This is a genomic window from Streptomyces sp. NPDC057638 (genome assembly GCF_042800315.1).
In the GTDB taxonomy this organism is placed as follows: Bacteria; Actinomycetota; Actinomycetes; order Streptomycetales; family Streptomycetaceae; genus Streptomyces.
In genome coordinates, this window is the sequence record NZ_JBHVHF010000341.1 from 1 (window position 1) to 7,623 (window position 7,623).

Annotated in this window: 6 protein-coding genes; all 6 read right to left on the reverse strand. The window is 72.2% G+C overall.

What is annotated here, in order from left to right:
* Positions 1–77: 77 nt before the first annotated feature.
* On the reverse strand, positions 78–359 hold the full coding sequence (locus tag ACFVIM_RS30220; RefSeq protein WP_004571953.1) for an HU family DNA-binding protein: 282 nt from the start codon (positions 357–359) through the stop codon (positions 78–80).
* Between the two features lie 492 nt (positions 360–851).
* Positions 852–2,282, reverse strand: a complete 1,431-nt coding sequence (locus ACFVIM_RS30225) for an NAD-dependent malic enzyme (protein ID WP_384307987.1) — start codon at positions 2,280–2,282, stop codon at positions 852–854.
* 472 nt (positions 2,283–2,754) lie between these two features.
* Entirely contained in the window at positions 2,755–5,151 is a 2,397-nt protein-coding gene (locus tag ACFVIM_RS30230; RefSeq protein WP_384307990.1) for a HelD family protein, read from the reverse strand.
* A gap of 177 nt (positions 5,152–5,328) precedes the next feature.
* Complete coding sequence (locus ACFVIM_RS30235) at positions 5,329–6,150, reverse strand: anti-sigma factor family protein (RefSeq protein ID WP_384307993.1); 822 nt, start codon at positions 6,148–6,150, stop codon at positions 5,329–5,331.
* A complete protein-coding gene (locus tag ACFVIM_RS30240; RefSeq protein WP_384307996.1) occupies positions 6,147–6,734 on the reverse strand; it encodes a sigma-70 family RNA polymerase sigma factor in 588 nt (195 codons plus the stop codon). The genes ACFVIM_RS30235 and ACFVIM_RS30240 overlap by 4 nt, the downstream gene beginning before the upstream one ends.
* Before the next feature lie 239 nt (positions 6,735–6,973).
* Positions 6,974–7,579, reverse strand: coding sequence for a CGNR zinc finger domain-containing protein (locus ACFVIM_RS30245; RefSeq protein ID WP_384307998.1), 606 nt, complete (start codon positions 7,577–7,579; stop codon positions 6,974–6,976).
* Between the last annotated feature and the right edge of the window lie 44 nt (positions 7,580–7,623).

A 7,623-nucleotide genomic window follows, 5' to 3' on the forward strand; every position in this document is an offset into this window, starting at 1 on the left:
CCCATCCTGGGTGACCGCCCCTCGGGCTATGTCAGGCGGCCCGGCTCACACGGCCCGGGCGGCGCGGACGCAAGGGCTCACTTGCCCTTGGCCGCCTCCTTCAGCTTCGAGCCCGCCGAGACCTTCACGCTGTAGCCAGCCGGAATCTGGATCGGGTCACCGGTCTGCGGGTTACGCGCGGTACGAGCCGCACGGTGGGTGCGCTCGAAGGTCAGGAAGCCGGGGATGGTGACCTTCTCGTCGCCCTTGGCGACGACCTCACCAACGGTCTCGGCGAGGGCGGCCAGCACGGCGTCGGCGTCCTTGCGGGTCACCTCGGCGCGGTCGGCCAGCGCGGCCACCAGCTCACTGCGGTTCATGTTCTTACTCCCGTGTTTCTACTTGCCTGTGAGGCGTGAGATCGAAGCCGATGCTGCCAGGGCCCTCTGACACTCCCCGGACCAGGGTCCACATCGAGCCCTCCCCACCTGGGGGGAGATCCCCAGGACGCGGGGCCTCGGGGAAGCATCCTGCCCCCACCAACGGCGGGAACGCCAATCCGGCGCCCATCGGCGTCACACGGAAGGCGCCGCCACCTCGTCTTGGTGACACTCCGTGGACCGTGGGGGACTCCCCGGAGCTGCCCGGGGAGGCCGGACCCGGGGAGGCGCCAGCGCCGGACCGGGTGGAGGACCATGGTCCGCCACCCTAGAGCCGCTGACCTGGCCCGGCGCCCCGCGACGCGCCGTATGGGCCCCGGAAGCCGGGGCCGTACGGCGTCGGCGCGGCGCGCGGACACCCCGCGGCGGCCCGAGGCCGCGCGGAACAGGCCCCTCCGGCGCCGGAGGGGCCCGGACGGGCCTGGAGGGGGCCTACGCGGGCGCGGAGCCCAGGGTGGCGGCCGCCGCCTTCGCCGCGGTGCGCACGGCTCCGGCGACGGCGCCCGCGACCTTGTCGTTGAAGACCGAGGGGATGATGTAGTTCGGGTTCAGCTCGTCCTCGGTGACGACATCGGCCAGCGCGGTGGCGGCGGCCAGCATCATCTCCGTGTTGACGGTCCGGGACTGGGCGTCCAGCAGGCCCCGGAAGACGCCCGGGAAGACCAGGACGTTGTTGATCTGGTTGGGGAAGTCGGAGCGGCCGGTGGCCACGACGGCGGCCGTACGGCGGGCGACGGCCGGGTCCACCTCGGGGTCCGGGTTCGCGAGCGCGAACACGATCGCGCCGTCCGCCATGGCGGCGACATCGTCGGCGCCCAGCAGGTTCGGGGCGGAGACGCCGATGAAGACATCCGCGCCGACGACGGCCTCCTTGAGGGTGCCGGTGACGCCCTCGGGGTTGGTGTTGTCGGCGATCCAGCGCAGCGGCGACTCGGGGGCCGCGTCCACCAGGTCCTCGCGGTCCGCGTGCACCACACCGTGGATATCGGCCACGACGGCGTGCTTCACACCCGCCGCGAGCAGCAGCTTCAGGATGGCGGTGCCCGCCGCGCCCGCGCCGGACATCACCACGCGGACGTCGGAGACGGCCTTGTCGACCACGCGCAGCGCGTTGGTCAGGGCGGCGAGGACGACGATCGCGGTGCCGTGCTGGTCATCGTGGAAGACGGGGATGTCCAGGGCCTCGCGCAGCCGCGCCTCGATCTCGAAGCAGCGGGGCGCGGAGATGTCCTCCAGGTTGATCCCGGCGAAGCCCGGGGCGATGGCCTTGACGATCGCGACGATCTCGTCGGTGTCCTGGGTGTCCAGGCAGATCGGCCAGGCGTCGATCCCGGCGAACCGCTTGAAGAGGGCCGCCTTGCCCTCCATCACCGGCAGGGACGCCATGGGCCCGATGTTGCCGAGGCCGAGCACGGCGGAGCCGTCGGTGACGACGGCGACGGAGTTGCGCTTGATGGTGAGGCGGCGGGCGTCCTCGGGGTTCTCGGCGATGGCCATGCAGACCCGCGCCACCCCGGGGGTGTAGATCATGGAGAGGTCGTCACGGTTGCGGATGGGGTGCTTGGACGCCATCTCGATCTTGCCGCCGAGGTGCATCAGGAACGTACGGTCGGAGACCTTGCCGAGGACGACGCCCTCGATCGCGCGCAGGCCCTCGACGATCTCGTCGGCGTGCGCCGTGGAGGTCGCGGCGATGGTGACGTCCATCCGCAGCTTCTCGTGGCCTGAGGCGGTCACGTCGAGGCCGGTGACCGAGCCTCCGGAGGACTCCACGGCCGTGGTGAGCTGGGAGACCGCGGTTCCGCTCGCGGGCACCTCCAGCCGGACCGTCATCGAGTACGAGACGCTGGGCGCCGTTGCCATGACCGGGTTCCTCTGCTTTCCCTAGCTTCATTGCTATCGCGGCCGTGGCGAATCCGCCCCGGGGACGCCATCCGATGGTCGCACCTACCAGCCGGTAGCCGGTAATAGTGGTCGTTTTGTTTCTGGAAAACTCTTTCCACCATACGAGAAATTCCCCGCGCGACGGAAGAGCCGGAGCCGCAGGGCCACGGAAGCCCCTCACCCGACAGACGCCACAGACGACAGCAGGCCCACGACACCACCGGGGTGTCGTGGGCCTGCGGGCACAACGAACGAATGAGGTGTGACACCGACCCGCCATGCTCGCCTCGCGGCAAGTGGTCGCTCGCAGCGACAAAGGTTGGGCCCGGGGGCTTGGATCGAGCCGGTGCCACACCCAGGCTAACAAACCACCCCGGTAAGTGATTCCCCTGTCCCGCGTTGACCCCGCGTCAGTCCCCCACCCGGCCCACCGGGACCGGCCCCGCGGCGGTCACTCCCCCCGCGCGGGCTCCCGCAGCAACGCGGGCACACCGTCGCCGTCGGGCTCGTCCCTGGTGTCCGAGATCACCGTCAGCTCCTGCGTCGCGCGCGTCAGCGCCACGTACAGCACCCGCAGCCCCACCGCCGTCCCGGCCGCGATACCGGCGGGCGAGACCACGACCGTCGCGTCGTACTCCAGCCCCTTGGCCTCCAGCGAGCCCAGCGCCACGACCCGGTCACCCAGCCCCTCCAGCCAGCGGGCGGCCTCCTCGCGGCGGTCCATCGCGACGACCACACCGACGGTCCCCTCGACCCGCTCCAGCAGCCGCCGCGCCTCACGCCGTACGAGGTCGGCGAGATCACACCCGTCATCCCCCACCGCGGCGAACCGCGGCACGACCCCGGTCGAGCGCACCGCACGGGGGGACTCGGCGCCCGGCATGGCACGGGCCAGGACGCGCGCGGCGAGGGCGGCGATCTCGGCCGGGTTGCGGTAGTTCACGGTGAGGCTGAAGCGGCGTCTGGGGCGGGTGCCGAGGGCCTCGTCCCGGGCCTCGGCCGCCTCCTCGGGCTCCGGCCAGGAGGACTGGGCCGGATCGCCCACCACCGTCCAGGTCGCGTGGCGGCCCCGGCGACCCACCATCCGCCACTGCATCGGGGTGAGGTCCTGGGCCTCGTCCACGATCACATGGGCGTACTCGGTCCGCTCGGCCGCCAGCCGCTCGGCGCGCTCCCTCTGGGTCTCCTCCCGCTGGGGCATCAGCTCCTCCAGACCGGTGAGCTGGTCCAGCGGGTCCAGTTCGCGCTTTCTGCGCGGCCGGTGCGGGGTGCCCAGCAGCGTCTGGAGCTCGTCCAGCAGCGCCACGTCATGGACCGACAGCGGGCCGGTGCCCCGCTCGCCCACCCGCCGCAGCGAGCGCGCCAGCCTGCGCGTCTCGGCCGGGGTGAGCACCCGCCGGGCCCAGCGGCCGAGCCTGCGCTCGTCCGCCATCGCCGCCAGCACCTCACGCGGTGTCAGCTCCGGCCACCAGGAGTCCAGGAAGGCCAGGAAGCTGTCCTCGGAGGTCACGTCCTCGTCGAAGGAGGAGCGCAGCTCGGCCGCCAGCTCCGGGTCGCTGTGGCGGCCCACCGCGCCCGACTTGGCGTACAGCGCGTCCAGCAGCAGCCGCCGGGCGCGCGGACGCAGCAGATTGACCGGGGCGGTGCCACCGAGGACGTTGTGCCGGATCCGGCCCAGTTCGTCGGCGTCCAGCTCCAGCCGCCGCCCGAAGGCGACCACCCGCAGCCGCGACGGCGGCCCGGGCGGCTCCTCGCCGAGCATCAGCTGGCCGTCCCGTACGGTCACCGAGGGCCCCGGCCGCTCCAGCGCGCCCCGGGACGCCTTGCGCAGCACCTTCAGCATCCGCGCCGAGCCCTTGATCCGGGCCACCTCGGGCGGATCGTAGGCGGTGGCCTCGGCGCCGTCGACGAGATGGCCGAGCGCGCGGATCGCGACCTGCCCCTCCTCGCCCAGCGAGGGCAGCACCCCCTCGGTGTAGGCGACCAGCAGCGGGGTCGGCGAGACGATGAGGATCCCGCCCGCGTACCGCCGCCGGTCCTGGTAGAGCAGATAGGCGGCGCGGTGCAGGGCGACGGCGGTCTTCCCGGTGCCGGGACCGCCCTCCACCTGGGTGACCGAGGCGGCGGGAGCCCGGATCACCAGGTCCTGTTCCGCCTGGATGGAGGAGACGATGTCCCGCATGGTGTGACTGCGGGCCCGGCCGAGCGCCGCCATCAGCGCGCCGTCGCCGATCACCGCGAGCGCCTGGCCGTCGAGGGAGGCGTTCAGCTCGGGGCGCATCAGATCGTCCTCGACGCCGAGGACCCGCCGCCCCTTGGAACGGATCACCCGGCGCCGTACGACCCGTCCGGGGTCCACCGGGGTGGAGCGGTAGAAGGGCGCGGCCGCGGGGGCGCGCCAGTCGATCACCATCGGGCTGTAGTCGGTGTCGAGGACCCCGATCCGGCCGATGTGCAGGGTCTCGGCGATATCGGCGGTGCCGTCCGGGCGTACGGAGTCATCGGCGGGCTCCACCGAGGTGTAGGCGCCATCGGGGCCCTTCTTGCCGTCCTTGCCCAGCAGCAGGTCGATCCGGCCGAAGAGGAAGTCCTCGAACTCGTTGTTGAGCCGGTTGAGATGGACCCCGGCCCGGTAGACCTGGGCGTCCCGCTCGGCGAGCGCGCCGGGAGTACCGACCTGACCCAGCTTGGCGGCGTCCTTCATCAGGAACTCCGCCTCGTCGATCTTCTCCTCCAGACGCCGGTACACCTGGTCGAGATGGCGCTGTTCGACCCCGATCTCGCGATCCCGGAGAGTGTCGTCCCCGCCCGGGACAGCGGTGTCGACAGCGGCTTCCTGCGCGGCCACCCAGGGCCCCCTTCTGATGTGCATTAGGCAGCCGTCAACCGTACGCGAAGGAAACCAGTCTGTCAGGCGAGGCGGGCCCGTACGCGGACGCGCCGCCCGGCGGGAGCGCGGGCCCGGGCCCGCGCGAGGGGCGAGGGGACGGGCCCGGCGGCATGGGGCGGACCGCCCGGCGGAGCCTCACGCCTCGATCGTCACCAGCCTCCTGTTGTCGAAGGTCCGCACCTCGAAGCGGTCGATCTCATCGCTCTTCATCGCGGCGCCACCGTGCACATACAGCGGCTTCCTCGACTGCTCCCGGGCGCTGTCCTCGATGCCGTACCCCCACCTCGGCACCGACCAGGAGGTCACCGTCTCCTCCTCGCCGGTGGTGGAGATCGCCACGAGACGGCACTTCAGCGGGCCCTTGACGTTCTTCAGCTCCAGGACGGTGTGGGTGCCCCAGCCCTTCTTCTCCACCCCGACCACGGCCGAGACCTTGGTGACCGGGTCGGTCGCCGGGAACTTGGCGTCCATCTCATGCAGGAAGGCATGTTCGGCGGGGGAGGTCGGGACGGCGAGCGGCGCGTGACCGGGGTCACCGTCCGAGGTGAGGCCCCAGGCCACCAGCGGTCCGCCGATGATCAGCGCCGCCGCCGCGGCGACCAGGTACATCCCGCGCCTGCGCCGGGTCGCGCGCTTGGCCGCGACCTCGTCCAGCAGCCCGTTCAGCAGCCGCCCGCTCGCTGGCTCGGGCACCACCGGCACCGGCGGTTCCAGGACGGGCACCCCGGCCCGTGGGGACAGGCTCAGCCCGTTCGACGGCTCCGCGACCGGACCGCCGGGCGCCTCCGCCAGCAGCGCCAGCATGGGCTCCATCCCGGAGAACTCCTCAAGGTGGACCGCGCAGACATCGCACCCGGCCAGATGCGCCTCGAAGGCCGTCGCCTCGGCGTCGTCGAGGATGCCGAGCACATAGGCCCCGACCGCATCATGGGCGGACTCCCGCTCGGGTGTGGTCATGCCGTGACCCCCCTCTCCTCCAGAGCGAGCTTCATGGAACGCAGTGCGTAGAAGACCCTGGACCGCACCGTCCCACTGGGTATGCCGAGTGTCTCGGCCGCCTCATTGACCGTACGCCCCTTGAAATACGTCTCGACAAGGACTTCCCGGTGCGCGGGCGTCAAATCGTCGAGCGCGTCTGAGAGCGTCATCAGCCACAACGCCTTGTCGATCTCGTCCTCCGCGGGCATGACCTCCAGCGGCGACGGATCGACCTCCTGCGGCCGGGCCTGCCGGCTGCGGTGACCGTCGATGACGATGCGGCGAGCGACCGTCACCAGCCAGGGTCGGACAGATCCGGTCGCCCGGTTGAGCTGACCGGCGTTCTTCCAGGCTCGGATGAGCGTCTCCTGCACCACGTCCTCCGCCCGCTGCCGGTCACCGGCGACGAGCCGCAGGACGTAGGCGATCAGCGGCCCCGCGTGTTCGCGATAGAGCGCGCGCATGAGTTCCTCGTCGGGGACGGAGGAGTCGCCGCGTGGCTTCTCGCTGCGATGGCGGGCCCGTTGCGGACGGTCATCGGCCACGGCGGCATCCTTGCGCACCTGAACCTCCCCGGTCGAGACCTTCTTCTGCGTGCTTGTGTTTTCTTCTGTCTCTTTCCGCGCACCACAGGGTGCCGCGATGTTCACTGGCGTCGTCGCGTCGCCCGCCGCCCGGCACCCTGGCCGTACGCCGTCGGCTGAGCGCCGGTCTCCCCTCACTACGGAGCCGGCCGCCGGATGTCTCAACGCGGAACCGAAAAAAATCCCGTCCCCCCGCCAGACGGGGGGACGGGCGGGCCTCAGGTCCTGGCCAGGGCGGCCCGGCGGCGGTGGCGCGCCACCCGCTCACGGTTGCCGCAGACCTCGCTGGAGCACCAGCGCCGCCGTCTGCCCCGGGAGGTGTCCAGATAGACCCGGCCGCAGCGATCCCCCTCGCACTGCCGCAACTTGGCGCGGGCGAGCGGATCGGTCAGCAGCGCGACGGCGTCCCGTGCCACCACGGACAGCAGCTCGGCGCGGCCCGGGGGCGCCGCGAAGGCCCGTACCAGCGCGCCGCGTCCGTCCCGTACGGCGCACGGCACCGGGGGCGCGACGGCGGCGAGGCCGTTCACCCGCTCCAGCGCGGAGTCGGCCCGCAGGCCCTCGATCTCGGCGCGTACCACCTGGCTGATCCAGTCGCGCAGCTCGGTGAAGGACTCCACCCAGCGGGAGTCGACCCCGTCCAGCGAGGTCCCGGGGGGCACCAGACCGCCCCCGGTCAGCCAGTCGTCCAGCCGCCCCGGCCCGGCGAGGGGTTCCCGGCCGGGCGGGGCGGGTGCCTCGGCGGTCGCCATGAGGTCCAGGCAGATCCGGCCCGAGCCGAACCGCCAGTCGCCGTGAGCCGAACCGGTCGCACCTGCCGCCATGCGCCTGTCACCGCCTCTGGTTTCAGGGGTCCTCCCCTCCAGAG